Origin of the sequence: Streptomyces venezuelae, from assembly GCF_008642335.1 — a bacterium.
GTDB classification, from domain to species: Bacteria; Actinomycetota; Actinomycetes; order Streptomycetales; family Streptomycetaceae; genus Streptomyces; species Streptomyces venezuelae_F.
Genome location: NZ_CP029191.1, coordinates 1,458,565 through 1,485,453 on the forward strand (window position 1 = coordinate 1,458,565; position 26,889 = coordinate 1,485,453).

The following is a 26,889-nucleotide window of genomic DNA, read 5'->3' on the forward strand; positions in this document are numbered from 1 at the left end:
CCTTGTGGGGCGTTCAGGACCCGTGCCCCTCCCCCAGCGCGTCCCGCGTCGCCAGGCGATACGCGCCGCGCACGCCCACCAGCGGGTCGAGGGCGAGGCGGACCGGGACCTCCGCGAGCAGGTCGTGGTGGCAGGCTCCGGGGCTGATGAAGCGGTCCAGGAACGCCGTCTGCGCGCACAGGAACTCCGCGACGCCGGGCGCCTGCAGCACCCCGCTCGTCAGGGTGACGACGCCGCCCGCGGGCATGCACACCAGGACCAGGCCGCGCAGGTACTGGCCGAAGAGGGCGGCGAACAGCCGGACGACGTCGCGGGCGCGGGGGTCGCCGGCCAGGGCCGCCGCGGTGATCAGCGGCGCGACGGCCGCGCCGGTCCGGCGCGCCTCGGTCACCGCGGCGTGCAGGGCGGGGGCGGGCGGCGCCGTGCTGCACACGTAGTCGTACATCCGGTCGAAGCCGCGGAGTCCGCCGATGGATTCCTCGACGGTGACGACCCCTTCGAGCCCTGCGCTCCCGGACCGGAGGAAGGCGAGGTACCCCGCTTCGGTGTCGTCCACCGGCTGCCAGGTGACGTGTCCCGACTCGGACGTGCGCACCGTCCCGTGGCCGTCGAGCAGGGCGCTGCCGACGCCGCTGCCCACGGAGACCGCGAGGAGTTCGTCGGCGCGCGAGGCGGCGTCGTGGTGGGTGAGGGGCCGCACCTCGTCCGGTGCGAGGTCCGCCATGCCGTGGGCGGTCGCCGTCATGTCGTTGACGACGCGGAGCCGGATGCCGTGTTCGGCCGCGAACACGTCCCTCTCGAACAGCGGCCAGTGCGGCAGGTTCGTCATCTGTACGTTGCCGTGCGCGGGGACGCGGCCCGCGACGGCGAGCACCACGGCCTCGGGGCGCAGGCCCGCCTCGCCGAGGGAGGCGGTCACGAGGTCCCCCAGCGAGGGGAAGTCGGCGGTCCGCACCTTCCACTCGCCGTACTCCGGTTCGCCGGCCCATCCGCCGCGCAGGCGGGAATTGGTACCACCCACGTCGAACGCGGCCACCGCTGTGCGCACTGTCTCACCACTTCGCCTCGGGTCGGCCCAATTCTCCCCCGTACGGGCCGAGTTGTCGTGGGGCACAGTATGACGAGACGTCCATGCGGACGCGTACACGCGGACACGTACACACGGATGCGGTGATGTCATGTCGGTACGGATCGAAGTGACGGGCCCCGCGGGCTCCGACGCGGCGCTGGTGCGGGATCTGCACGCCTGGCTGCAGCGGGAGGACGACCTGCGGGGCCGGGTCCGGCTCGCGGGCGGGGTGCCGGAGCCCGGCCAGATGGGGGCCGTGTCGGAGCTGGTCCTGACGACGGTCAGCAGCGGCACGGTCGCCGCGCTGGTGGCGTCGGCGCAGCTCTGGATCAAGCAGCGGCGCTCGAACCTCTCCATCGTCGTGCGGCACCCGGACGGCAAGGAGGTGGAGATCGACGCGGAGCAGATCTCGGGCGCCGAGGAATTCATCCGAACGGTGCTGCGGGACACGGACCCGGCGCCCTGAGCGTCACCCCTTGCCGGTGAGTTCCTTCAGGGCGATGTTGAGCTGGAGGACGTTGACGCGCGGTTCGCCGAGGAAGCCGAGGGTGCGTCCGTCGGTGTGTTCGTCGACCAGCTCCTGGACTCGTCGTACGGGCAGGTGGTTCTCGGCGGCCACGCGTCGGACCTGGAGGTCCGCGTACTCCGGGGAGATGTGCGGGTCGAGGCCCGAGCCGGAGGAGGTGACCGCGTCGGCGGGCACGTCGGCCGGGCTGATCCGGTGGCCGGGGGTGGAGTTGTCCTCGATGACGGCCGCCTTGGCGTCCTTCACTTGCTGGATCAGTTCCTTGTTGGCGCCGGAGAGGTTGGTGGCGCCGGACACGAGCAGGTCGTACTCGGTGTTGACGCCGTTGGCCCGGTTGGAGCCGAGGCCGTTGGAGGGGCGGGGCTGGAACCACTTGAGGTCCGGCTCGGCCGTCTCCTGGCCCTTCTTCAGCGGCAGGTCGTAGCGCTGGCCGATGAGTTCGGAGCCGACGGTCCTGCCGTCCGCCGTCACCTCGGAGCCGTTGGCCTTGTCGTGGAACAGGGCCTGGGCGACGCCGGTCACGGCGAGCGGGTAGAGGACGCCGCAGAGGACGGTGAGGACGAGGAGGGCACGCAGGCCCGCGCCGAACAGCCGGGCGGTGTTTCCTACGGAGTTGTTCATGGCTGCGTCACCCAATGCCGGGGATGAGGGAGATGAGTACGTCGATGATCTTGATGCCGATGAACGGGGCGATGAGCCCGCCCAGGCCGTAGAGGCCGAGGTTGCGCCGCAGCATCCTGTCGGCGCTCATCGGCCGGTACCGGACACCCTTGAGGGCGAGTGGCACGAGCGCGACGATGATCAGTGCGTTGAAGACGACCGCGGAGAGGATCGCGGACTCCGGCGACGACAGGTTCATGATGTTGAGCTTGTCGAGCGACGGGTAGGCGACCGCGAACATCGCCGGGATGATCGCGAAGTACTTCGCGACGTCGTTGGCGATCGAGAAGGTCGTCAGCGCGCCCCGGGTGATGAGGAGTTGCTTGCCGATCTCGACGATCTCGATGAGCTTCGTCGGGTCGGAGTCCAGGTCGACCATGTTCCCGGCCTCCTTGGCGGCGGAGGTGCCGGTGTTCATGGCGACGCCGACGTCGGCCTGGGCGAGCGCGGGGGCGTCGTTGGTGCCGTCGCCCGTCATCGCGACCAGCTTGCCGCCGGCCTGCTCGCGCTTGATGAGCGCCATCTTGTCCTCGGGCGTGGCCTCGGCGAGGAAGTCGTCCACGCCCGCCTCGTCCGCGATGGCCTTGGCGGTCAGCGGGTTGTCGCCCGTGATCATCACGGTCCTGATGCCCATGCGGCGCAGTTCGTCGAACCGCTCGCGCATGCCTTCCTTGACGACGTCCTTGAGGTGGATCACCCCGAGGACCCGTGCGCCGTCGGCGTCTTCCAGGGCCACGAGCAGCGGGGTGCCGCCGGCCTGGGAGATCCGGTCGTTCAGTTCCCGCGTGTCCTCGGCGACCTTGCCGCCACGTTCCTCGACCCAGGCGATGACCGAAGCGGTCGCGCCCTTGCGGACCTTGCGCCCGTCGACGTCGACGCCGGACATGCGGGTCTGTGCGGTGAAGGGCACCCACTCGGCGCCGGTCAGCTCGCCCTGGTGGCGCTCCCTGAGGCCGTACTCCTCCTTGGCGAGTACGACGACGGAGCGGCCCTCGGGCGTCTCGTCGGCCAGCGAGGAGAGCTGCGCGGCGTCGGCGACCTCGGCGGCGGTGGTGCCGCGCACCGGCACGAACTCGGCGGCCCGCCGGTTGCCGAGGGTGATGGTGCCGGTCTTGTCGAGGAGCAGCGTCGACACGTCGCCCGCGGCCTCGACCGCCCGTCCTGACATGGCGAGGACGTTGCGCTGGACCAGGCGGTCCATGCCGGCGATGCCGATCGCGGAGAGCAGGGCGCCGATGGTCGTCGGGATCAGGCAGACGAGGAGCGCCGCGAGGACGATCATCGAGGTCTGGTCGTCGGCGCCCGCGTAGATCGCGAAGGGCTTGAGGGTGACGACGGCGAGCAGGAAGACGATGGTGAGGGACGCCAGGAGGATGTTCAGGGCGATCTCGTTGGGCGTCTTCTGGCGGGCCGCGCCCTCGACCAGGTTGATCATGCGGTCGATGAACGTCTCGCCCGGCTTCGTCGTGATCTTGATGACGATGCGGTCGGAGAGGACCTTCGTGCCGCCCGTGACGGCGGAGCGGTCGCCGCCGGACTCACGGATGACGGGGGCCGATTCGCCGGTGATGGCGGACTCGTCGACGGAGGCCACGCCCTCGACGACGTCACCGTCGCCGGGGATGATGTCGCCGGCCTCGCAGACGACGAGGTCGCCGATGCGCAGGTCGGTGCCGGCCACAGACTCCTCGGTGGTGCCGGAGAGGCGGCGGGCGACGGTGTCGGACTTGGCCTTGCGCAGGGTGTCGGCCTGCGCCTTGCCGCGGCCCTCGGCGACGGCCTCCGCGAGGTTGGCGAAGACCGTGGTCAGCCAGAGCCAGGCGGTGATGGCCCAGCCGAACCAGTCCCCCGGGTCCTTGAGCGCGAGCACGGTGGTGACCACCGAGCCGATCAGGACGACGAACATGACGGGCGACTTGACCATCACGCGCGGATTCAGTTTGCGGAAGGCGTCCGGCAGCGACCTCAGGAGCTGGGCCGGGTCGAAGAGGCCCGCGCCGACCTTGCCGGGGCCACCGGCGCCGACGGTCTCGTGGCCGGTGGGGACGTGGTCGGTGGGGACGTCCACCTTGGTGTCTGTGCTCATGATGCGAGCCCCTCGGCAAGCGGTCCCAGCGCGAGCGCGGGGAAATAGGTCAGACCGGTGATGATCATGATCGTGCCGACCAGGAGACCGGTGAAGAGCGGCTTTTCGGTGCGCAGCGTCCCCGCCGTCTTGGGGACGGGCTGCTGCTCGGCCAGTGAACCGGCGAGCGCGAGGACGAACACCATCGGCAGGAAGCGGCCGAGCAGCATCGCGAGTCCGATCGTGCTGTTGAACCACTGCGTGTCGGCATTCAGGCCCGCGAAGGCCGAACCGTTGTTGTTGGCCCCTGAGGTATAGGCGTAGAGGATCTCGGAGAAGCCGTGGGCGCCGGTGTTCGTCATGGAGTCGCCCGGGGTGGGCAGGGCCATCGCGACGGCCGTGAAGCCGAGGACGAGCGCCGGGGTGACGAGGATGTAGCAGGCGGCCAGCTTGATCTCGCGGGTGCCGATCTTCTTGCCGAGGTACTCGGGGGTGCGGCCGACCATCAGTCCGGCGATGAACACGGCGATGATCGCCAGGATGAGCATGCCGTAGAGGCCGGATCCGGTGCCGCCGGGCGCGATCTCGCCGAGCTGCATGCCCAGCATCTGGATGCCGCCGCCGAAGCCGGTGTACGAGGAGTGGAAGGAGTTCACCGCGCCGGTGGAGGTGAGCGTGGTGGCCACGGAGAAAATCGCCGACCCCGCGATGCCGAACCGGTTCTCCTTGCCCTCCGTCGCCCCGCCCGCGAGGTCGAAGGCCGGGCCGCCGTGGTGGAACTCCGTCCACATCATCAGCGCGGTGAAGCCGAGCCAGATCGTCGCCATCGTGGCGAGGATCGCGTAGCCCTGCCGGAGGGAGCCGACCATCCTGCCGAAGGTCCGCGTCAGCGCGAACGGGATGAGCAGGATCAGGAAGATCTCGAACAGGTTCGAGAAGGGGGTGGGGTTCTCGAAGGGGTGGGCGGAGTTGGCGTTGAAGTAGCCGCCGCCGTTCGTGCCCAGCTCCTTGATGACCTCCTGGGAGGCGACGGCGCCGCCGTTCCACTGCTGCGAGCCACCCAGGAACTGCCCGACCTGGTGGATGCCGGAGAAGTTCTGCAGGGCGCCGCAGGCGACGAGGACGAGGGCGCCGAGCACGGAGATCGGGAGCAGGATGCGGACGGTGCCGCGCACGAGGTCGGCCCAGAAGTTGCCGAGCTCACCGGTGCGGGACCTCGCGAAGCCGCGTACGAGCGCCACCGCGACGGCGATGCCCACGGCGGCGGAGACGAAGTTCTGCACGGCCAGGCCGCCGGTCTGCACGACGTGGCCCATGGCCTGTTCGCCGGAGTACGACTGCCAGTTGGTGTTCGCGACGAACGACGCCGCGGTGTTGAACGCCTGGTCCGGGTCGATGGACTTGAAGCCGAGCGAGCCGGGCAGCGAGCCCTGGAGCCGCTGCAGCAGGTAGAGGAAGAGGACGCCGGCGGCGGAGAAGGCGAGGACGCCGCGCAGGTACGCGGGCCAGCGCATCTCCGCGTCGGGGTCGGCGCCGATGGCCTTGTAGATCCACTTCTCGGCACGGAGGTGCTTCTTCGAGCCGTAGACGCGGGCCATGTGGTCACCGAGCGGGCGGTATGCGAGGGCGAGCGCCGCCACGAGGGCGAGCAGCTGGAGCACACCGGCAAGAACGGGGCTCATATCCGTGCTCAGAACCTCTCCGGGAAGACGAGGGCGAGGACGAGATAGCCAAGGAGGGCGACGGCCACGACGAGGCCGACGATGTTCTCGGCGGTCACAGCTTGGTCACCCCCTTGGCGACGAGGGCCACCAGCGCGAAGAGCGCGAGCGTGGTGACGACGAAGGCCACGTCGGCCATCGTGAGCTCCTGAAGGAAGTGGACGGTGCAGTAGTTGCTCGGACGGTTAGAGGTAACCGCCCTTTTCGCCGTCCACGACCGGCGTTGACACCCTCCATACGGCGCGTTCGGCCGTCTTGACGGCTCCCATACGGAGGGTGCCGGTCCGCGCCCGTCCCGGGCCCTTCCCGCTATTCCCGCAGCTCGGCCAGGCGGGCGAGGGCGTCCCGCGCGGACTCCCGCTCCGCGTCGGTGAGCGGGAGGTCGGCGGCGCGCCGCAGGAGCCGCTCCGCCAGTCCTTCGTCGCCGAGGCGGCGGGCGATGTCGCCGCGCAGGACCAGGAGGCGCAGCTCCTGCTCGGGGGTGGGGTGCTCGTCGGCGAGACCGAGGGCCCGGTCGATGATCTTCGCGGCGCCGGGCAGGTCCTCCTTGGAGTCGGCGAACAGGTCGGCCATGTGCAGGGCCCGCGCGAAGGTCTCCTTGGGTGCGGGGCGCATGGACTGGTCCTCGCTGATCTGCTGCCCCACGCGGATGCTGTTGCCGCCGGGGTCGGTCATCAGGAACTGGCGCATGCCGTACGACATGTCCTTCAGCGGCCCGATGCGGGGCAGGCCGCGGGTGGGGATCCTGCCGTACGCCGCCTTGAGCCCGGCGCGGAAGGCGGTGTGCAGCGTCTCGACGTCGTCGGTCACGACGTAGCACCCGGAGTACGACTGCTGGGGGTCGTACTCCTTCATGGCGAAGAACTGCAGCTCGATGCGGCCGCGCTCGACGGCGGCGTACGGATAGGGGCTCTTCTGGAAGAACGTCGTCTCGAAACCGAGGGCGGTGTAGAAGTCGACCACCGGCTGGACGGCGCGGCACGGGAGGAGCGGAATCATCTTCTCTGGCATGCGCCCCAGTCTAGTCAAATTTGAATAGGCGTGCCTGTCGTCGCGTCCACGTGGTCCGGGATCTCGTCGTGGCGGTCGCCGACCGTCGGGGTGCCGGTGGGCTCGAAGAGGAGGATGCGGGCGCCCTCCGGGGCGTGGGGCCGGTGCTCGACGCCGCGCGGGACGGTGAAGAGCGAGCCCTGCGGGAGCGTGACCCGGCGCTCCCCGGCCGGCTCGCGCAGGTCGATGTGCAACTCGCCGCCGAGGACGAGGAAGAACTCGTCGGTGTCGTCGTGGACGTGCCAGATGTGGGTGCCCTCGACCTTGGCGACGCGTACGTCGTAGTCGTTGACGGAGGTGACGATGCGGGGGCTCCACAGGGCGTCGAAGGAGGCGAGGGCCTGGTCGAGGGCGATGGGTTCGCGGGTCATGGTGGTGCGTGCGTCGGTCATGGAGTGATCCTGCGACGTGACGCACCCGTGCGACGAGTGCTAGAAATCGCACATGCCGCAAGGATCCTCGCACGCGTCCGCCACGCGGCCGCCGCACCGCGTCGTCGTCATCGTCGACGAGAACTCCAATCCCTTCGAACTCGGCTGCGCGACGGAGGTGTTCGGCCTTCGCAGACCCGAACTCGGTCGCGAGCTGTACGACTTCACGCTCTGCTCGCCCGCTCCCGGAACCCTGATGCGGGACGGCTTCTTCACGCTGACCGGCGTGGCCGGGCTCGACGCCGCCGACTCCGCGGACACCCTGATCGTGCCCAACCGCCCGGACACCGACGTGCCGCGCCGCCCCGCCGTCCTCGACGCCGTCCGCCGCGCCCACGCGCGGGGCGCCCGCCTGGTGGGGTTCTGCAGCGGAGCGTTCACGCTCGCCGAGGCCGGGGTGCTCGACGGGCGGCGGGCCACCGCGCACTGGCAGTGGGCCGACTCCTTCCGGGAGCGGTTTCCGGCCGTGCAGCTCGAACCCGACGTGCTGTTCGTGGACGACGGCGACATCCTCACCGCGGCGGGCAGTACGGCCGCACTCGACCTCGGCCTGCACATCGTGCGCAAGGACTTCGGCGCCGAGGTCGCCAACTCCGTGAGCAGGCGGCTCGTGTTCGCCGCCCACCGTGACGGCGGGCAGCGGCAGTTCATCGAACGGCCCGTCCCCACGGTGCCGGACGAGTCCCTCGCGCCGGTCCTCGCCTGGGCGCAGGAGCGGCTCGGCGACCCGGTGACCGTGACCGGTCTCGCCGCCCGCGCCGGGATCAGCCCCGCCACCCTGCACCGCCGCTTCCGCGCCCAGCTCGGCACGACTCCGCTGGCCTGGCTCACGGGTGAGCGCGTGGCGCTGGCCTGCCGACTCATCGAGCGCGGCGAGGAGCGCCTCGACGTCGTCGCACACCGCAGCGGACTCGGCACCGCCGCCAATCTGCGGGCCCGGCTGCGCCGCGAGACGGGGCTCAGCCCGTCCGGCTACCGGCGCAGGTTCGGGCCAGGCGCGCCCGCACCGGCTGGCCGGATCCCGGCTGCCGCCACGGCCCGGACCCCGTGAAGACTGGCCTCCCCCACGCGCCGGGCGCCGTCGCCCACCGCGCGCCCTCGCCACCGAGCAGAGGCGGACCGCCATGCCGACCGGAGCGCAGATCCTGATCAACGGACTCGTGGACGGAGGCGTCCGCGCGTGCTTCGCCAACCCGGGCACCTCCGAGATGCACTTCGTGGCCGCACTGGACGAGGTGCCCGAGATGCGTCCCGTGCTCTGTCTCTTCGAGGGCGTGGCCACGGGCGCCGCCGACGGCTACGGACGCATGACGCGCCGCCCCGCCTGCACGCTCCTGCACCTCGGCCCCGGCCTCGCGGGCGGTCTGCCCAACCTGCACAACGCGCGCAGGGCCGCCACCCCCGTCGTCAACGTCGTCGGCGACCACGCCCTGCACCACAAGCGGCTCGACGCACCCCTGGAGTCCGACATCGGGGCGCTCGCCCGCACCGTCTCGGCCTGGACCCGGCGCACCTACTACGCCACGGAACTCGCCGGTGACGTGGCCGCCGCCGTCACCGCGGCGACCGGTCCGCCCGGCGCCGTCGCGACGCTCGTCGTGCCCGCCGACGTGTCGTGGTCGCAGGCGGGCGACGCACCGGCCGCCGCGCGTCCCGCCCCGGCACGGCACGGCCTCGTCTCCGTGGACGCCGTGACGGGCGCCGCCGGGGCGCTGCGGTCCGGCGAGGGCACCGCGCTGCTGCTGGGCGGGGACGCCGTGCGCGGGGCCGGTCTCGAGGCGGCCGGGCGGATCGCCGCGGCGACCGGCGCCAAGCTGCTCTGCGAGACCTTCCCCGCCCGCATGGAGCGGGGCGCGGGCCGGCCCGCCGTCGAGCGGCTGGCCTACCTCGCGGCCGGTGCGAGCCGTCAACTGGCGGGCGTACGGCACCTGGTGCTCGCCGGAGCCGCGTCGCCGGTCACCTTCTTCGCGTACCCCGGGCAGGGCGGCGCGCTGGTGCCGCAGGGGTGCGCGGTGCATACGCTCGCGGCCGGGGCGGAGGACGTGACGGCGGCGCTCGAAGGGCTCGCCGAGGTGGTCGGGCCCGGCGTGCGGCGCGTACGGGAGGAGGCGGCGCGGCCCGCGCTGCCCAGCGGTGGGCTGACGGCCGAGTCGGCGGCCGCGGTGCTCGGGGCGCTGCTGCCGGAGGGTGCCGTCGTCGTCGACGAGGCCAACACCTCCGGGCTGTGGCTGCCGGACGCGACCGCGGGCGCGCCGCCGCACGACTGGCTGACGCTGACCGGCGGCGCCATGGGGCAGGGGCTGCCGCTCGCGGTGGGCGCGGGGGTGGCCTGCCCGGACCGGCCCGTTCTCGCGCTGGTCGGGGACGGCGCGTCGATGTACACGCTGCAGGCGCTGTGGACGCAGGCGCGGGAGGGGCTCGACGTCACGACGGTCGTCTTCGACAACGGGTCGTACGCGATCCTCAATCTGGAGCTGGGCGCGGTGGGCGCGGTCGCGGGCGGGGAGCGGGCGCGCAGGCTCCTCGACCTGTCGGGGCCGCCCCTCGACTTCGTCGCGCTGGCGCGCGGGATGGGCGTACCTGCGGAACGGGCGGGCACGGCGGAGGAGTTCGCGGCGCTGCTGAAGCGGGGTCTGGCGGAACCGGGGCCCTTCCTGATCGCGTGCGTGGTCCCGCCGCTGGCCTGAGGGACGAGCCTGAGGGGGGTCTCAGGTGTCCCACAGTCCTTCGTGGTCGCGGTGCGCGTCCGTCAGGCCGTCCGCGAAGAACCGGTCGTAGTACTCGGACTCGACGTGGTGGACCTGGAGCCAGACGCCGGGGACGTGGATCGCGTCGGTGTGGGCGGGGAAGCGGCGGTGCGTGCGCAGGATGTACGTACAGATGTCCCGCGCGCAGTCGACGACGCGGTCCTCGTACTCGCTCGCCTCCGCGAGGTACCGCTGCCCGTACCCCTCCTTGTAGATGCGCGAGAAGACGTCCTTGTCGCCGTACGTTCCGCCGGGGCCGAACTTGGCGCGGATGACCGCGTCGACCGCCGCCGCCATCGTGCGGTGCGCCGGCGGGCACGCCGCCTCGATGAGCGCCTCGCCCTCGGGCGACCTCAGGCCCACGGGGTGGGAGCGCAGGTTGGCGTGCTTGGGCAGCGGGACGTGCCAGCGCCACACGTCCTGCGGGCGCCAGCGCGGGGTGACGAAGGTGAAGCCGAGCATGCGGCCGTAGGCGCGGGAGAACTTCGGGTCGCCCAGGGCTATCTGCGGGCTGATGGAAGCGTGGATCCACGCCCCGAGGCCCATCGCCTCCGCGGTCAGCATCAGGTTCTGCAGGAGCAGGTCGGCCTCGATCTGGGTGCGCAGCGGGCCGAGCGCGCCGAGCGGCAGCTTGATGTCGCCGTTCAGGAAGCCGTTGCGGACCCACTTCTGCACGCCCGCGGGGCGGTAGAAGTTGCGGTCGTCGACCAGGGTGGGGCGGACGTCGTCGGGCTGCGTGAGCAGGTACATCAGGGCGTTGATGTACTGGTGGGAGAGGTCGACCACGGGGAACAGGACGGTCGTGCCGGGCAGGTTGGACAGGAAGCGGTTCGAGTCCAGGTACGCCGGGAAGTCGCGCATGCCCTCGGCGACGTCGAGGCGGTGGTCCAGGACGCGGACCTTCGCCTGCCGCGCCCGCTCCACCAGGGCGGTGGCGTCGAGGGGGGTGGAGGGGGCCGGGGGCAGCCGGCGCAGGAAGTACGTGCCCGAGTCGTTGATCAGGAAGAAGTGTGTGCCCTGCGCGTTGTCGGGGCTGCCCGCGGTGCGGCCCGCCATGGTCATGTTGGGCTTGGCCATGATGGGCTTGCCGTCGCGCGGATCGTCGAAGGGGCGGTCGGGCATGGTGAGCCCGGTGCACCCCGTCAGCGCGATCAGCACCGCCTCCTCCAGCTCGGACAGGGGCCGCGGCTCATGCGGCGACCGATAACTCATCGACCCCGCGGGCACGGCGGCGCCTCGGCTCACCCGATGGGTACGGCGCCGCCAGACGGTCTCCAGAAGAGGCCGGGCGAACAGGTCCGCGAGCCCGGGGTGCCCGGGGCCGGGCCCTTCCTCCCGGCCCCCTCCTCGTCCCTCAGCCGTCGGCACGTCCGCCCTCGTCCCCGGCCGTCGTCTGCTGGACCTGGCGCCACGGGGCGAACGCGCTTGCGCCGCGCGGGAGCAGGCCCGCGAGGTCCGGGCAGTGGCGCAGCAGGACCGAGTTCATGCCGCCCTTCTGGACCCAGTCGATGCCGAGCGGCGTGTAGATCTCGGGGCGGAAGTCGACGGTCAGGAAGCGGTCGCTCTGCAGGCGCCGGGTGGCCATGAGGATGAAGATGCGGAACGCCGTGTCGCTGAAGCCGAAGCCGTGCGGCGGGTTCTCGGCGAACAGACCGACCACCGTGTCGATCTCGTCGACGGAGCGGTAGACGTCCTTGAGGCGGGCCACCGTCTCGGGGTCCTGCGACAGCTCCTCGAAGCGGCGGATGCGCTGCTTGTGCAGGCCCTCGCGGAAGTCGTTGTAGCGGGGCACACCGCGCCTGCGCGTGCGGACGAGGTCGACGACGGACAGGTCGATGAGCTCGCCGTCGCGCTCGAACTGCTGCAGCGCGCGCGGGAAGTTGTGCAGGGTGATCGCGCCGGGGTGGGCGATGCCGAAGGAGTAGAGCGTGTCGGTGAGGCCCGTCTTGCGGATGGCGCCCTCGGCGGCGCGGCCCTGGATGTCGTTGAACCCGAGGGTCTCCAGGCGCTGCCCGAAGCGGTGTTCGCGCAGTTCGTAGTCGTCGGGGATCAGCGGGTGCATGCGGTAGACGGTGACGAAGTCCTCCGTCAGGGAGTACGGCGCGCTGTGGTGGTCCGGCAGCGTCGCGGGGATGCCCGTCAGGGAGTGGGATTCGAGGAGCCAGAGGCCGAGCTTGTTGAGCCAGCTGTCGGGCGGGCCCTCCCAGTTGGTGTGCAGGCCTATGTCTATCGCCTCGGTGGCGAGGATCGCCGGGGTCCACTCCACCGTGTGGATCTTCGCGATGAGGGCGGAGACGACGAGGCGGGCCGTGTGGTAGACGCTCTCCTCGCCCATCGACGGATAGGCGTGGCGCAGCGCGTCGCAGACCGCGTTGTGCTCACGGGCGAAGAGCGTGTGCATGGCGCTGAGACCGAGCCACCAGTTGTCGGCGAACCCGGTGAGCGGCACGCCGTTCTGCGCGATGGGCAGATGGCCCTCTTCGAGGCGGAGCTTGGCGCCGCCGTCGGGCTCGCGCAGGAACCTGGCGGTGTGTTCGTTCTCGCCGTACACCTCGGAGCCGTCCCACCAGTGCGACGCGGTGTTGGCGAAGAGGAGCGGCGGCTGGTCGCCGGGGAGTTCGATGCCTTCGTTGTCGGCGAAGCGCATCACGTGCTCCGCGGGCCCGCCGGGCGTGTTGTGCCAGCTGGAGCCGGGCGGCAGCGGCACCTCGACGGACTTGCCGCCGGGCTTGTACCGCCGGTGGTTGACCCAGTCGTGGACCTGGAACTGGATCCACGCGGCGGCGAGGACGTTCAGCGACGTCGCGGGCAGGAACGTGTCGCGGTGCAGGAGCTGCCGGCTGACCGTGACGGGGTTCGGGACGTCGAACAGGTCGGGCCGGTAGACGGGCTTGAGGTTGCGGCCGAAGGGGGCGCCCACGGCTCCCATGGACGGCTTGGACAGGTCGTTGTACGTGCCGTCGTAGGAGCGGGCGGTGCGCAGCTGCTCGTCGACCGGCGCGGGTACCCGCATGGTCTTGGGCGGCGCCTCGTGCACGTCGGTGTCGATGAGGTTGAGGCGGCGCAGGGCCTTGCGGAGGAAGACGAGGTTGAGCAGGCCCGCCTCGACGGGCAGCCGGTGCCAGGGCACGTACCGGTTCAGGAGCCGGAAGGCGGCGGCGACGGGCACGCCGAGCACCGTGTTGCGCAGCGGTTCGCCGGTGACGAAGCGCAGGCCGTGGCGGTGTGCGGCGCTCGCTTCGTACGCGGCTTTGCGGGCCCGGTTGAGGTTGCCGAGCGGACGGAACTCGTCCGTGGTGAACCATGGGTTGAAGCCGATGACTTCGACGCGGCCGCCGGCGGCGCGCGCCTCCGCCGTGTCCAGGTCCTGGCTCGGCACGGTGAGGGTGGCCACGGGTACGGCGGGGGCCACCGACTCCAGCCACTCCACGGAGCCGTCCTCGACGGGGGTGCGCCGCTCGTCGACGTACCGCTGCAGGCACAGGTCGAAGGTGACGTCCTGCCGGGCGAGCCGGGTCTCCAGCTCGCGGCGCAGGTACTGCGGGTCGCGGCGCCCGGGGTCGGAACGGGTGGCGGTGGCGGTGGCGCTGCCGCCCGAGGGCCGCAGCAGGTAGCGGACCGGGCCCGCCTCGCCCCACAGGATGGCGCTGCGGCTCCAGTACGTCTCCGCGGCGAGGCTGTTCACGGTGTGCCGGGCGGCGGCCTGGACGTTGCGGCGCATGCGGGTGGCGGTGGCGACGCCGACGGCGAGCGGCAGCTTCACGAAGAGCCCGACGGCTTTCTGCAGCGTGGTCGTGGCGCCCGCCATGGCCTTGGCGAAGGCGACGAACTCGCGGGCGTCGCGGGCGTGCGACACCGGGTGGTTGGTGGCGAGCAGGTCGTGGCTCTCCTCGTCGGAGACGGCCACGCGCACGGCGGCGCCGCGCAGGTCGGGTGCGCCGTCGGCCTGCCGGATGCCGCTCGCGTTGGAGAGCCGCAGCGTCGCCGGGTACTCGGCGCCGGGCTGTGCGAAGCCGCTCCGCAGCGATGCGGGCAGATCGTCGTGGAAGCGCAGGCGGGCGTTCTCCACGCCGAGCGCGGCCTTGGCGTGCAGGGCGCGCTCCGGGGTGGCCGCCCGTGCCGCGCGCCGGTTCTTCTCCTGGACCTTCGTCAGTTCCTTGGCCAGGCGCTCGAAGAGGCGTCGCTCCGCTTCCGGGCTGCCGCCCATGTAGCGCTCGTAACTCTGCTGGTGCTGTCCGGTGTCGGCCATCGGGCGCCTCTTCCTTCGCACGGCTGGGCTGCGCGGGACTGCGTACGGAACGGACCTGCCCGCGGACGCGACCGCGTACGGGACAGGGGGCAGGCAGACGCTACTGGTGGTGACGGTCGGCCGCAGCGACGGTTCCCGCCTATGTGCGCGGCCGCCCCGGTACGTCGAACAGGCGGGCGGGCCAGGGCGTTTGGGCCCGTGGACGGCGGTCCGCGGGGTGCGCCGTGCCGGGCCGGGCGGCCGGTTCACACCCCGTGTGAATCCCCGCTCCCCACCAGCCCCACGTGCGCGGCGCACGCGGTGGCCGGGTCCCGTCGGGTGTCCGGCGTACGGGAGCCGCCGAGTTGACGGTGCGCCGGGCCGGTGGTGTGCTCGCAAGTCCGGTGCGGCCGCCGCGCGTCGCGGGGCCGGCCGCCGCTCGCCGTGGGGGGACGCCATGCGGGACGACTTCGCCAGGGGACCGGGCTTCGCCGAACTGCGCCCGCTCAAGGAGCCCACCGCGGGCGGGCCCGGCGGCTTCCCGGTCCACAAGGATCTCGTGGACCTGCTCGCCGCGGAGAAGGGTCCGCCCGAGACGGAGGGCCCCGTCCCGCACACCATGGCGACCTGCGCGGCGTACGCGTACGCGGGGGTCGGCCGGGTCGGCGACCCCGGCACCGTAGCGATGATCATGTCGAGGCTCGGTCTCGACGAGAACCGCTGCCGGGTCTTCGAGCAGCGGGTCGACGCCATGTACATCGCATCGGCCGCCTATCTGATCCAGGACAAGGACCGGCGGGTGGTGATCCTCTGCTACCGCGGCACCCAGCCCGAGGACATCATCAGCATCCTCACGGACGCCGACGTGCGCCCCGAGACGCTCTCCGTCGAACTGGCAGGCCGGCGATACGAGGTCCACGCCGGTTTCTACCGCAACATGCGCGCCACCCGTCACCTCATCATGCAGGCCCTGGAGCGGGCGGCGCGCGGCGAGTCGGTCGACCCCACGGAGGAGGGCGTGCGCGGCGACGGCATGGAGGCGCTGTACATCACCGGGCACAGCCTCGGCGGGGCGATGGCCGCGCTGATGGGCGTGGTCCTGACCCACGAGCCGCGCTACCACGCCGTCGCCGAACGGCTGCGGGCCGTCTACACCTTCGGCCAGCCGCTGCTCGGCGGCCCCGAGTTCGCCGAGGCGTGCGCGGCGGCGACCGACCACCGGGGCGAGCACGTCCTGCGCGACCGGCTCCTGCGCTACATCTTCGACCGCGACGTGGTGCCCGCGCTGCCGCCCAGGCCGGTCGGGCCGTACGCCCCTTTCGGCCGGGAGTTCCACTACCGCAGGCCGCGCGGCGTGACGGAGGGGGCGCTCGCGCTCGCCGCGGAGACGGCGATCGACGCGGTCTCGCTGCCGGGCGACCTGCTCCGCGGGCAGCTGCGCCGCAACGCGGGGCGCAGGGCGCGGGCGGCGGGGCGCTCGCTGTCCGAGCTCGCGCGGGGGCCGCGGGCGGGCGGCTGGGCCGAGGTGCACGACCCGGGCCTGCACTATCCGCAGATGGACAGCCTCGCGGGGCTCGCGGTGGTGGCGCCGCTCGCGTTCTTCGCGGCGCGGCTGGCGCTGACGCGGACGATCCCGTTCACGTACTCCTTCGAGGACCACGGGCCCGGCCACTACGTCAACGCGCTGGCTCCTGAGGGGGCCGTCAGCGAGTACGGGGACGTGCTGTGACGCTCCTGGCACGGCCCTCGCTCAGTCGATGAAGTCGCCGTCCACGTACAGCCACGAGCCGTCCACACGCTCGAACCTGCTCCGCTCGTGCAGGGAGTCCGGGCGGCCGCTGTCGGTGTACCGGGCCCGGAACGTCACCGTGCCGGTGCTGTGGAACGCGGAGCCCTCGGTGGTCTCCTCGATCTCCAGGCCGACCCAGCGCATCGCCGGGTCGAACTCGACACGAGGCGGGCGGGTGCGCGGGTGCCAGGTCCGCAGCAGGTACCCCTCGTCCCGCACGGCGAAGGCACTGTAGCGGGACCGCATCAGCTCTTCGGGCGTGGTCGCGGCGGTCTCGCCCCGGTGCAGCCTTCCGCAGCACTTCTCGTACGGCTGGGGGTGCCCGCAGGGGCAGGAGGCAGGGGTGGGGGCGGGGCGGCGGGCGCGTCGGGACATGGCGCCATTGTCGCCGACGGGGGCGGGCTCCCGGTTTCGGGGGATCAGGGATCAGGGCTCAGGGATCAGGGCGCCAGGATGTCCAGTTCCTCCAGGGCGCCGAGCGCGATCTCCCGCGTCAGGGCCTCCGCGCGGACCGCGTCGCCCTCCCTCACCGCCTCGGCGACCCGCACGTGCAGGGTGACGGCGGGCGGGTCCGGGTCCTCGAACATCACCTGATGCGCGGTACGTCCCGTCAGGACCTCGGCGACGACGTCCCCGAGCCGGGCGAACATCTCGTTGCCGGAGGCGTTGAGGATGACCCGGTGGAAGGCGACGTCGTGCTTGAGGTAGCCCTCCAGCTGGTGACCCCGGGAGTGGGCGACCATGCCGAGCGCGCACTCGGTGAGCTCCGCGCACTGCGCCGCCGTGGCGTACCGGGCGGCGAGCCCCGCGGCGACCGGCTCGACGGCGGACCGCAGGACGGTCAGCGAGCGCAGCTGCCGCGGCCGGTCGGCGCCCGCCAGCCGCCAACGGATGACCTGCGGGTCGTAGACGTTCCACTCCTCCGTGGGCAGCACGGTGACGCCCACGCGGCGCCGTGACGCGACGAGGTGCATGGACTCCAGGACCCGGACGGCCTCCCGCATCACCGAGCGGGACACCTCGAAGCGCTGGGCCAGCTCGTCCGTGCGCAACACGCTGCCCGGCGGGTACTCGCCCGCGGTGATGGCGGGCCCGAGGCTTTCCAGTACGCGGGAGTGCAGCCCTCGGGCCTGTGCGGTCATGACGGAAGCCTACGAGGAGCGGGACGCGGACAATAAGTCAGACTTTTATGTCACAGGCTCTTGAATTTGTCAGACCTAATGGGTTTCAGTGACGTGAACAACCGACCGAGGTCGATGAAGACAGCGAGGCAGGACGCGATGCAGGAACGGCGCACCCCCCACGTCGTCGTAGTCATGGGCGTGGCAGGGACCGGCAAGACCACGATCGGCCCCCTGCTCGCGGACCGGCTCGGCGTTCCGTACGCCGAGGGAGACGACTTCCACCCGCCGGAGAACATCCGGAAGATGTCGTCCGGCACGCCGCTCACGGACGACGACCGGTGGCCCTGGCTCGACGCGATCGGGTCCTGGGCGCACGGGCGGGCCGGGCTCGGCGGGGTGGTCAGCAGCTCCGCGCTGAAGCGCAGCTATCGCGACCGGCTGCGGGCGGCCGCGCCCGACGTCGTCTTCGTCCACCTCACCGGTGACCGGGCCCTCATCGAGGACCGGATGTCGCACCGGCAGGGGCACTTCATGCCTACGGCGTTGCTCGACTCCCAGTTCGCCACGTTGGAGCCTCTCGGGACGGACGAGGTGGGCGTCGACGTCGATGTCGCCGGGAGCCCGGATGACATCGCCGACCGGGCCGTCGAGGCGCTCGGTCGACTCGGCTGAGTGCTCCCGCCGGAAGGCTCTCAATCTGCGGGCCGCATGTGGCTGGTCGCGCAGTTCCCCGCGCCCCTGAAGGGGCGCCCCCCGCACCCTCGTACAAGGAAGCACCGTGACCCATCTCAGCGTCGAGATGTTGGCAGCGGAGTCCGTCGAGCCGATCACCTCGGCGGGCCATGCCCAGCTGGGGATCGCCGTCCTCGCGGGCATCGCCGTCATCGTCCTGCTCATCACCAAGTTCAAGCTGCACGCGTTCCTCGCGCTGACCGTCGGGTCGCTCGCGCTCGGCGCCTTCGCGGGTGCCCCGCTCGACAAGGCCATCGCCAGCTTCACCGCCGGGCTCGGCTCGACGGTCGCGGGCGTGGGCGTGCTCATCGCGCTCGGCGCGATCCTCGGCAAGCTGCTCGCGGACTCCGGGGGCGCCGACCAGATCGTCGACACGATCCTCGCGAAGGCGGGCGGGCGCGCCATGCCGTGGGCGATGGTGCTCATCGCCTCCGTCATCGGCCTGCCGCTCTTCTTCGAGGTCGGCATCGTGCTGCTGATCCCGGTCGTCCTGATGGTCGCCAAGCGCGGCAACTACTCGCTGATGCGGATCGGCATCCCGGCCCTCGCCGGTCTGTCCGTGATGCACGGGCTCATCCCGCCGCACCCCGGTCCGCTCGTCGCGATCGACGCGGTCAAGGCCAACCTCGGTGTCACGCTCGCGCTCGGTGTCCTCGTCGCCATCCCGACGGTGGTCATCGCCGGGCCGCTGTTCTCGAAGGTCGCGGCGCGCTGGGTGGACGTCCCCGCCCCCGAGAAGATGATCCCGCAGCGTCCCTCGGAGGACCTGGAGAAGCGACCCGGCTTCGGCGCGACGGTGGCCACCGTGCTGCTGCCCGTCGTCCTGATGCTGGCCAAGGCGCTGGTGGACATCGTGATCGACGACCCCGAGGCCACCGTGCAGCGGGTCTTCGATGTCATCGGGTCGCCGCTGATCGCGCTGCTCGCCGCGGTGATCGTGGGCATGTTCACGCTGGGCCGCGCGGCCGGGTTCACGAAGGACCGGCTCTCGACGACCGTCGAGAAGTCGCTCGCCCCGATCGCGGGCGTCCTGATGATCGTGGGCGCGGGCGGCGGCTTCAAGCAGACGCTCATCGACGTGGGCGTGGGCCAGATGATCCTGGACTTCTCCAAGGACTGGTCGATCCCGGCGCTGCTCCTGGCCTGGCTGATCGCGGTGGCGATCCGGCTCGCGACGGGTTCCGCGACGGTGGCGACGATCTCGGCGGCGGGCCTGGTGGCTCCGCTGGCCGCGGACATGTCGACCTCGCACACGGCCCTGCTGGTCCTCGCCATCGGTGCGGGCTCGCTGTTCTTCTCGCACGTGAACGATGCGGGGTTCTGGCTGGTCAAGGAGTACTTCGGCCTGGACGTCGGGCAGACGATCAAGACCTGGTCCGTCATGGAGACGATCATCTCCGTGGTGGCGGGCGGCCTGGTGCTGCTGCTGTCCCTGATCATTTAGCACGCCTGGGACCACCGGAACGACTGCGGCCGCGCTGGAGATTCCAGCGCGGCCGCAGATCATTGAGCCCGTCCGGCGATTGAGGACGAACTCGGCGGAGCCGGTGATCGACCGAGCCCCGTGGGACCCTTACGCCCCCGGCGAGGAAGACGCCTTCTCCAGCTGGAACGCCTCGTTGCCCAGTCCGATCCTCGCGTGGGCCTCCGGGTTCCTGGCCCGCAGGATCGCCCCGTAGACGACGCCGATCACCGCCGCCAGGAAGATGATCCCTGGAAGCGCCCAGCTCAGGGTGGAGTCGGGGCCCGCGCCGACCAGGACGTCGAAGTCCTTGACGGTGTAGCCGGCGATGACCAGGAGGCCGACCGCGGCGAGCGCGGAGGCCGCGATGCGCCAGGCCTGGGCGCGGGCCGCGCCCCTGCGGGCGAAGAAGACGATGACGGCGACGGACGCCGTGGCCATCAGCAGGATCACGCCGAGCGCGCCGATGTTGCCGCCCCACGTGAACAGGTGCAGGACGGGGGCGGTCGGGTCGCCCGCCTTGCCGTCGTCGGCGAGGGCGAAGCCGATCACGACCACGACGGACACGACGGTCTGGAGCAGCGAGCCCGTGCCCGGCGCGCCCGTGGACGTGTTCGTGCGGCCGAACGCGGCGGGCAGCAGGCCCTCGCGGCCCATCGCGAACGCGTACCGCGCGACGACGTTGTGGAAGCTGAGGATCGCCGCGAACATGCCGGTCACGAAGAGGACGTGGAGCACGTCGGTGAAGGTGCCGCCGAGCCGGGACTCGGTGAGGCCGAAGAGCAGCCCCGCGCTCTGTTCCTGTGCGGCGGGGACGATGCCGGAGGGGCCCGCCGCGACCGTCAGCGCCCAGGAGCTGAGCGCGAAGAAGACGGCGACGAAGCCGACGGCGAAGAACATCACCCGGGCGACGACGACCTGCGGGCGGCTGGTCTCCTCCGCGTACACGGGGGCCTGCTCGAAGCCGGTGAAGGCCGCGATGCAGAAGCAGAGCGAGGTGGCCACGCCCGCGCCGGTGAGCGTGTCCGGGTTGAACGCGTGCAGCGACAGGCCTTCCTTGGCCGGGTCGACGACGGCGGCGATGTCGAAGATGACGACGAGCGCCACCTCGATGAGGAGCAGCACGCCGAGCACGCGCGCGTTGAGGTCGATCTTCATCCAGGCCAGGACGCCCACGAGGGCCACGGTGACCAGCGCCGGGATCCACCAGGCGACCTCGACCTCGAAGTACGTCTGGAGCAGCCCGGACACCTCGAAGCCGAGCAGCCCGTACAGGCCCGCCTGCAGGGCGCTGTAGGCGACGAGCGCGACCAGCGCGGCGCCCGCGCCCGCGGTGCCGCCGAGGCCGCGGGATATGTACGCGTAGAACGCGCCGGCGTTGTGCACGTGGCGGCTCATCTCGGCGTACCCGAGGCTGAAGAGGGCGAGGACGACGCCGAGGATGAGGAAGAGGAGCGGCTGTCCGACGATGCCCATCACGCCGTACGTGGTGGGCATGACGCCGGCGACGACCATCAGGGGCCCGGTCGCGGCGAGCACGGAGAGCAGCAGGCCCGCGGTGCCGAGCCGGCCCGCGCGGAGCGCCTGCTCCTCTCCCTTGTACGTACTGATCCCGGTGGCGCCCGCTGGGTCGCCGGTGGATCTTGTGCCGCTCGGGCTCGAACTTCCCGTCGCCATGGCGCGGTGGTCCTTTCGGAGGTTCTTCAGAGGTTCGGTGAGTGCTTCAGACTGCAAGCTTCAGGTTCAGGCTTCAGGCTTCAGGCCGAGCCGAACGCGGCGGCCCGTGCGGCGGTGAACGCCGCGTACGGATCCCGGTCCGGGTACGACCAGGGGGCCGGGGTCGCGTGCCGTCCGATGCGGTGGAAGAGCGCGGCGGCTTCGGCCGCCCTGCCCTCGCAGGACTTCGCGTGGGCAAGGAAGTTGAGGTCGACGTGGCAGCGGGGGTGGCCCGGTTCGTCGGGCGTCTCCCACTCCAGCCACCAGTCGAAGGCGGCTTTCATGACGCCGCGGGCGCGGCGCCCGACCCAGTGCCCGGACGCGGCGGGGTCGGCGGATTCGAGGCCCGCGTGGGCGAGGACGCGGTACCGCTCGGCGTGCGCGACGACGGGCAGGACGGCGAGCGGCGAGTCGGCGGGGGCCTGCTCGGCGGCCCAGGACGCGAAGTCGTACACCTCGTGCATCGGGTCCTGGCCCGCGCCGGGGCGCCGCTCGGCGAGGCGGGCCACCATCAGGTGGTGGGCGTGGTGGTGTTCGGGGTGGCGGTGCCTGATCTCGTCGAAGAGGCGCACGACGTCCTCCTCGTGGCCCAGCGCGCGTTCGAGGATGAGCAGCGCGAGCCACGGGGTGGGGTCGGCGGGCACGCGGGCAGCGGCCTCGCGGCACCGCTCGCGCACCTTGCCCGAACGTTCCTTCCCGCGCAGCGCCTTGTGCACGGCGGCGAAGGCGAGCAGCACCTCGGCGTCGTGGCTCTCGGGCTCGGCGAGCCGCCAGTCGCGCGCCCACGCGGTGGTGGTGGGCTCCTGTGCGAGGACGTCGACGCGGTGTCCCCTGCGGTCCCAGTCGTCGCCGGTGGCGGCGAGCAGCGCGCGGACCTCGGTCCAGCGGCCCTGCGCCAAGGCCGCGCGCGCGGCGACGAGTTCGGCGTCGTCGAGTGCGGCGTCGAAGGCGTGCCCGGCGGCCTTCTTGCGGGAGCGGCCCAGTGGGGGCGGGGGTGGTGGCACCGCGGGACGTCCTCCCCGAGGCGGCTTGCGTACGGATGATCACGCACAGCAAAGCGGTAGGCACTGCTCCACGTCAAGGCCCGGTGGTCTCAGCGCCTTCACCAACTCATCTCAGAATGTGCAGACTTCACCCGCCACCTGGGCGAACTCTCTTACCACCCCGCACTGGAGAAACACTGGATCCACGCTCGACGCACACTCGGACCGCGCTCACTTCACCGCGCGGGCGGCGGCGCGGCCCGCCGTGCGGCCCGAGAAGAGGCAGCCGCCGAGGAAGGTCCCTTCGAGCGAGCGGTAGCCGTGCACTCCCCCGCCGCCGAATCCGGCGGCCTCCCCGGCCGCGTACACACCCGGGAGCGGCTGGCCGCCCTCGGTCAGGACGCGCGAGGACAGGTCGGTCTCCAGACCGCCGAGGGTCTTGCGGGTGAGGATGTTGAGGCGGACGGCGACGAGCGGGCCCGCCTTGGGGTCGAGGATGCGGTGCGGGGCGGCGGCGCGGATGAGCCGGTCGCCGAGGAACTTGCGGGCGCCGCGGATGGCCGTCACCTGGAGGTCCTTGGTGAAGGGGTTGGCGATCTCGCGGTCGCGGGCGGCGATGGTGCGGCGCAGGCTGTCCTCGTCGATGAGGGGCTTCTCGGTGAGGGCGTTCATGCCGCGCACGAGGGCGCCCAGGTCCTTCTCCACGACGAAGTCGACGCCGTGGTCCATGAACGCCTTGACGGGGCCGGGCACTTCGGAGCGCGCCCGGTCGATGACGCCGCGCACGGACTTGCCCGTCAGGTCGGGGTTCTGCTCGGAACCGCTGAGGGTGAACTCCTTGCCGATGATGCGCTGGTTGAGCACGAACCACGTGTAGTCGTGCCCGGTCCTCATGATGTGTTCGAGGGTGCCGAGCGTGTCGAATCCGGGGAACAGCGGCACGGGCAGCCGGTCGCCGCGCGCGTCCAGCCAGAGCGAGGAGGGGCCCGGCAGGATGCGGATGCCGTGCCGGTCCCAGATGGGGTTCCAGTTCTGGATGCCCTCGGTGTAGTGCCACATGCGGTCGCGGTTGATCAGGTGCGCGCCCGCGTCCTCGGCGATGCCGAGCATCCTGCCGTCCACGTGGGCGGGGACGCCGGAGATCATCTTCTGGGGCGGGGTGCCGAGCCGCTCGGGCCAGTTGGCGCGGACGAGGTCGTGGTTGCCGCCGATGCCGCCGGAGGTGACGATCACCGCCTGGGCCCGGAACTCGAAGTCGCCGGTCACCACGCGGCTGCTGGCCTCGCCCCGCTCGACGGCCGACGGTTCGAGCACCTCGCCGGAGACCGTGTCGACGCTGCCCGCGCTCCGCGTGAGACCCGTGACGCGGTGCCGGAACCGCAGCTGGACCAGGCCGCGCGCGACCCCGGCCCGCACCCGGCGCACGAACGGCGCGAGCAGCCCCGGGCCCGTGCCCCAGGTGATGTGGAAACGGGGCACCGAGTTGCCGTGGCCCTGCGCGTCGTAACCGCCGCGCTCCGCCCAGCCGACGACGGGGAAGAACCGCACGCCCTGCCCGTGCAGCCAGGACCGCTTCTCGCCGGCTGCGAAGTCGACGTACGCCTCCGCCCACTTGCGCGGCCAGTGGTCCTCCGGACGGTCGAACGCCGCCGTCCCCATCCAGTCCTGGAGCGCGAGCGCGTGCGAGTCCTTGATCCGCATTCGCCGCTGCTCGGGCGAGTCGACGAAGAACAGACCGCCGAAGGACCAGTGCGCCTGACCGCCGATCGCGTGCTCGGGCTCCTGGTCGACGAGGATGACCCGGCGGCCCGCGTCGACGAGCTCCGCGGTCGCCGCGAGTCCGGCGAGCCCTGCCCCGATCACGATCACATCTGCGTCGTACGCCATTGAGGTCGTCCTCCTCGACAGGGGTCCCGGACCGGGTCCGGAGTGGGCCCGCAACGTTACTGGTGGGTCATCTCGCGCTCAGGTCAGATCCTGGATAGCGGAGTGACGGACGTCAACCGACAGGGCGAGGGAGTTCGTCAAGCGAGAGGGCGCGCCGGGTGCGGGGGGCGGCTATCGTCGGCCTGATCCCCTGCCCCCTCCGCTTCGTCTGTCTGGTGCGTGACGTGTCGGTCCTGGTTCTCGTCCTCGCCGTCGGCGCCGCCTGCTGCCTCGGCTTCGGCTTCGTCCTCCAGCAGGACGCGGCGCGCCACGCCCCGCTGGGCGACTTCCTCTCGCCGCGGTTGCTCCTCGACCTGGTGCGGGTGCCGCGGTGGCTCGCCGGGATCGGCCTGATGGTGTGCGGCATGGCCCTCGGCGCGGTCGCCCTCGGGCGCGGGGAGATCTCACTCGTCGAGCCGCTCCTCGCCACGAACCTGCTCTTCGCCCTCGGCCTCTCCCGCTGCCGGACGAAGCAGCCACTGGGCCGCCAGGGCTGGGCGGGGCTCGCGCTGCTCGCGGGCGGCGTCACGGCGTTCATCGTGGCCGGCGAGCCGCGGGGCGGCGAGGCGGTGACCGATCCGGCGCGGCACTGGCTGATCGTCGGCGTGATGGTCGGCGGTGCGCTGCTCCTGACGGCGTACGCGAAGAAGTCCCGCCTCCGCGCCGCGCCCGTGCTGCTCGCGGTCGCGGCCGGGCTGCTGTACGGGGTGCAGGACGCGTTGACGCGGGTCAGCGGGGAGCGGTTCTCCGAGGGCGGGTTCGGGGAGCTGTTCGGCGGGTGGCAGCCGTACGGGGTGCTCGTGCTCGGCGTGGTGGGCCTCGTCCTCGTGCAGAGCGCGTTCGAGACGGCGCCGCTGCGGATGTCGCTGCCCGCGCTGACGGCCACGCAGCCGCTGGCCGGCATCGCGTGCGGCGTCGGCTTCCTCGGCGACCGGCTGCGCGCGGACACGGGGGCGCTCGCCTGGGAGGCGGCGGGGCTCGCGGCGATCGTGGTGGGGGTCGTGCTGCTGGGGTTGCACCCTGCCTTGCCGGGGGCTGACCGGGTCCTCTCCGTCAGCGTGAGGGGCTGACCTCCGACCGAGGCACCGTCGATCGCCGGCTTCGCCCGGCTCGTCCTCGAACGCCGGACGGGTCGAAACACCTGCCTGACGGGCTGCGACCACAGATCCCGTTTCGCTCGCTTTTTAATAATGGGCAGCATTAGTATCGGTCCATGGCCAGAACTTCAGGTCCCGAGACCCGGGAGAAGCTCATCCGTGCCGGGGAAGAGGTGTTCGCCGCGCAGGGCGTCGACGGGGCCCAGCTGCGGGACATCGTGCGGATCGCGGGGCAGAGCAACCCCTCCGCCGTGCAGTACCACTTCGGCTCCCGCGCCGGGCTCCTCGACGCCGTGATGGCCGCCCGCCAGCACCGCACCGAGCAGGTCCTCGCCGACGAGCTCGCCCGCGCGGGCGACGACATCGGTCTGCACGGACTCCTCACCGCCCTCGTCCGCACCGAGGCCACCGAGCTCCGCACCGAGCGCGGGCGCCGCTGTCTGCGGATCTCCGCCCAGCTCAGCCACGAGAGCGGCGTCCGCACCCGTACCCCGCATCCCACCCTCGACGGCACCGTCTACTGGACGCTGATCGGGCGGATCGAGGACTGCCTCGTCGACCTCGCCCCCGGCCTGCCCGAGCCGATCCGGCTGGAACGGCTCGACCTCGCGCTCACGCTGGTCGGCGCCGCGCTGGGCGACCGCGCGCGCCAGTACCTGGTCGGCGCCACCCCCCTGACCGGCGAGGACGTCTTCCTGGCCGACCTCGTCGCCACCACCGCAGCGCTGCTGCGGGCCCCGTATCCCACCCCCACCCCTGGAGACCCCTCATGAGCCAGCACGACCTCACCGGCCGCACCGTCATCATCACCGGCGCCGCGCGCGGCCTCGGCGCGGAGGCCGCCCGCCAGGCCGTCGTGGCGGGCGCCAACGTCGTCCTCACCGACGTCCTCGCCGACGAGGGCGAGGCCACCGCCGCCGAGCTCGGCGAGCGCGCCCGGTTCGCGCACCACGACGTGACGTCGGAGGAGGACTGGCAGCGCGTCGTCGACCTGGCCGTCACCGAGTTCGGCGGCGTGCACGGCCTGGTGAACAACGCCGGGATATCCACCGGCCAGTTCCTGGAGTCGGAGTCCGTCGAGCACTTCCGCAAGGTCCTCGACATCAACCTCACCGGCGTCTTCATCGGCATGAAGACCGTCGTGCCCGCCATGAAGGAGGCCGGGGGCGGCTCCATCGTGAACATCTCGTCCGCCGCCGGCCTGATGGGCCTCGCCCTCACCGCGGGCTACGGCGCGTCCAAGTGGGGCGTGCGCGGCCTCACCAAGATCGGCGCGGTGGAGCTCGGCACGGCCCGCATCCGCGTCAACTCCGTCCACCCCGGCATGACGTACACCCCGATGACCGCCCAGGTCGGCATCGAGAAGGGCGAGGGCAACTACCCCAACACCCCGATGGGCCGGGTCGGCGAGCCGCACGAGATCGCGGGCGCCATGGTCTTCCTCCTCTCCGACGCCGCCTCCTACGTCACGGGCGCCGAGCTCGCCGTCGACGGCGGCTGGACGGCGGGGCCGACGGTGAAGTACGTCATGGGGCAGTGATCGGGGCGGCGGGCCTGGCTCGG

Annotated in this window: 23 protein-coding genes; 9 read left to right on the forward strand and 14 right to left on the reverse strand. The window is 72.0% G+C overall.

The genetic code is table 11. The features are described 5' to 3' along the window. Positions 1-13: 13 nt before the first annotated feature. The gene (locus tag DEJ49_RS06450) at positions 14-1,048 is read right to left on the reverse strand and encodes a glucokinase (RefSeq protein WP_190329277.1); all 1,035 of its coding nucleotides are present in this window, start codon (positions 1,046-1,048) and stop codon (positions 14-16) included. Positions 1,049-1,178: 130 nt separating this feature from the next. On the opposite strand from DEJ49_RS06450, the gene DEJ49_RS35880 reads away from it, so the two are divergent. Next, complete coding sequence (locus tag DEJ49_RS35880) at positions 1,179-1,535, forward strand: effector-associated constant component EACC1 (protein WP_190329278.1); 357 nt, start codon at positions 1,179-1,181, stop codon at positions 1,533-1,535. 3 nt (positions 1,536-1,538) lie between these two features. On the opposite strand, the gene DEJ49_RS06455 is transcribed toward DEJ49_RS35880, so the two are convergent. The 6 genes from DEJ49_RS06455 to DEJ49_RS06480 all read right to left on the reverse strand — a co-directional run bounded on the left by DEJ49_RS06455 (position 1,539) and on the right by DEJ49_RS06480 (position 7,462). Further along, positions 1,539-2,216: a potassium-transporting ATPase subunit C gene (locus DEJ49_RS06455; RefSeq protein ID WP_150183173.1), complete on the reverse strand. Its 678-nt coding sequence runs from the start codon at positions 2,214-2,216 to the stop codon at positions 1,539-1,541. 7 nt (positions 2,217-2,223) lie between these two features. Continuing rightward, a complete protein-coding gene (kdpB, locus tag DEJ49_RS06460) occupies positions 2,224-4,341 on the reverse strand; it encodes a potassium-transporting ATPase subunit KdpB (protein WP_223832742.1) in 2,118 nt (705 codons plus the stop codon). Next, entirely contained in the window at positions 4,338-6,002 is a 1,665-nt protein-coding gene (gene kdpA / locus DEJ49_RS06465) for a potassium-transporting ATPase subunit KdpA (protein WP_150183175.1), read from the reverse strand. Before kdpA ends, kdpB begins: the two co-directional genes overlap by 4 nt. Before the next feature lie 8 nt (positions 6,003-6,010). Then, positions 6,011-6,100 carry a K(+)-transporting ATPase subunit F gene (gene kdpF, locus DEJ49_RS06470; RefSeq protein ID WP_033264828.1) on the reverse strand — a complete coding sequence of 30 codons (90 nt, stop codon included), beginning with the start codon at positions 6,098-6,100 and terminating at the stop codon, positions 6,011-6,013. A 250-nt stretch (positions 6,101-6,350) separates the two neighbouring features. Next, positions 6,351-7,052 (reverse strand): bleomycin resistance protein, encoded by a 702-nt coding sequence (locus tag DEJ49_RS06475; protein WP_150183177.1) that lies wholly within the window; start codon positions 7,050-7,052, stop codon positions 6,351-6,353. A 14-nt stretch (positions 7,053-7,066) separates the two neighbouring features. Then, positions 7,067-7,462, reverse strand: a complete 396-nt coding sequence (locus DEJ49_RS06480) for a cupin domain-containing protein (protein ID WP_150188072.1) — start codon at positions 7,460-7,462, stop codon at positions 7,067-7,069. A gap of 73 nt (positions 7,463-7,535) precedes the next feature. Between DEJ49_RS06480 and DEJ49_RS06485 the strand changes: the two genes are divergently transcribed. Next, on the forward strand, positions 7,536-8,573 hold the full coding sequence (locus DEJ49_RS06485; RefSeq protein ID WP_150183179.1) for a GlxA family transcriptional regulator: 1,038 nt from the start codon (positions 7,536-7,538) through the stop codon (positions 8,571-8,573). Positions 8,574-8,646: 73 nt separating this feature from the next. Continuing rightward, positions 8,647-10,209 (forward strand): acetolactate synthase large subunit, encoded by a 1,563-nt coding sequence (locus DEJ49_RS06490; protein WP_150183181.1) that lies wholly within the window; start codon positions 8,647-8,649, stop codon positions 10,207-10,209. Between the two features lie 21 nt (positions 10,210-10,230). On the opposite strand, the gene DEJ49_RS06495 is transcribed toward DEJ49_RS06490, so the two are convergent. Both DEJ49_RS06495 and DEJ49_RS06500 read right to left on the reverse strand, forming a co-directional pair. After that, entirely contained in the window at positions 10,231-11,514 is a 1,284-nt protein-coding gene (locus DEJ49_RS06495; protein ID WP_223832743.1) for a hypothetical protein, read from the reverse strand. A 109-nt stretch (positions 11,515-11,623) separates the two neighbouring features. Then, positions 11,624-14,518 carry a peroxidase family protein gene (locus DEJ49_RS06500; RefSeq protein ID WP_150183185.1) on the reverse strand — a complete coding sequence of 965 codons (2,895 nt, stop codon included), beginning with the start codon at positions 14,516-14,518 and terminating at the stop codon, positions 11,624-11,626. Between the two features lie 436 nt (positions 14,519-14,954). Between DEJ49_RS06500 and DEJ49_RS06505 the strand changes: the two genes are divergently transcribed. Then, entirely contained in the window at positions 14,955-16,226 is a 1,272-nt protein-coding gene (locus DEJ49_RS06505) for a lipase family protein (RefSeq protein WP_150183187.1), read from the forward strand. Positions 16,227-16,247: 21 nt separating this feature from the next. On the opposite strand, the gene DEJ49_RS06510 is transcribed toward DEJ49_RS06505, so the two are convergent. After that, on the reverse strand, positions 16,248-16,661 hold the full coding sequence (locus DEJ49_RS06510; RefSeq protein WP_150183189.1) for a YchJ family protein: 414 nt from the start codon (positions 16,659-16,661) through the stop codon (positions 16,248-16,250). Positions 16,662-16,726: 65 nt separating this feature from the next. After that, positions 16,727-17,428 (reverse strand): FadR/GntR family transcriptional regulator, encoded by a 702-nt coding sequence (locus tag DEJ49_RS06515; protein ID WP_150183190.1) that lies wholly within the window; start codon positions 17,426-17,428, stop codon positions 16,727-16,729. A gap of 138 nt (positions 17,429-17,566) precedes the next feature. On the opposite strand from DEJ49_RS06515, the gene DEJ49_RS06520 reads away from it, so the two are divergent. After that, a complete protein-coding gene (locus DEJ49_RS06520) occupies positions 17,567-18,082 on the forward strand; it encodes a gluconokinase (protein WP_150188073.1) in 516 nt (171 codons plus the stop codon). Between the two features lie 106 nt (positions 18,083-18,188). Beyond that, entirely contained in the window at positions 18,189-19,586 is a 1,398-nt protein-coding gene (locus DEJ49_RS06525) for a gluconate:H+ symporter (RefSeq protein WP_150183192.1), read from the forward strand. Between the two features lie 129 nt (positions 19,587-19,715). Here the strand turns inward: DEJ49_RS06525 and DEJ49_RS06530 are convergent, their stop codons facing one another. From DEJ49_RS06530 to DEJ49_RS06540, 3 genes are all read right to left on the reverse strand, one after another. Then, the gene (locus DEJ49_RS06530) at positions 19,716-21,281 is read right to left on the reverse strand and encodes an APC family permease (RefSeq protein WP_150183194.1); all 1,566 of its coding nucleotides are present in this window, start codon (positions 21,279-21,281) and stop codon (positions 19,716-19,718) included. 80 nt (positions 21,282-21,361) lie between these two features. Continuing rightward, a complete protein-coding gene (locus DEJ49_RS06535; RefSeq protein WP_150183196.1) occupies positions 21,362-22,324 on the reverse strand; it encodes a hypothetical protein in 963 nt (320 codons plus the stop codon). 210 nt (positions 22,325-22,534) lie between these two features. Beyond that, on the reverse strand, positions 22,535-24,190 hold the full coding sequence (locus DEJ49_RS06540) for an FAD-binding dehydrogenase (protein ID WP_150183198.1): 1,656 nt from the start codon (positions 24,188-24,190) through the stop codon (positions 22,535-22,537). Positions 24,191-24,414: 224 nt separating this feature from the next. Here DEJ49_RS06540 and DEJ49_RS06545 point away from each other — a divergent pair, with 224 nt between their 5' ends. The 3 genes from DEJ49_RS06545 (at position 24,415) to DEJ49_RS06555 (ending at position 26,866) form a co-directional block, all read left to right on the forward strand. Then, positions 24,415-25,299, forward strand: coding sequence for a DMT family transporter (locus DEJ49_RS06545; RefSeq protein WP_150183200.1), 885 nt, complete (start codon positions 24,415-24,417; stop codon positions 25,297-25,299). Positions 25,300-25,442: 143 nt separating this feature from the next. Further along, on the forward strand, positions 25,443-26,099 hold the full coding sequence (locus DEJ49_RS06550; protein ID WP_150183202.1) for a TetR family transcriptional regulator: 657 nt from the start codon (positions 25,443-25,445) through the stop codon (positions 26,097-26,099). After that, positions 26,096-26,866, forward strand: a complete 771-nt coding sequence (locus DEJ49_RS06555; RefSeq protein WP_150183203.1) for an SDR family oxidoreductase — start codon at positions 26,096-26,098, stop codon at positions 26,864-26,866. Before DEJ49_RS06550 ends, DEJ49_RS06555 begins: the two co-directional genes overlap by 4 nt. The last annotated feature ends 23 nt before the right edge of the window (positions 26,867-26,889 follow it).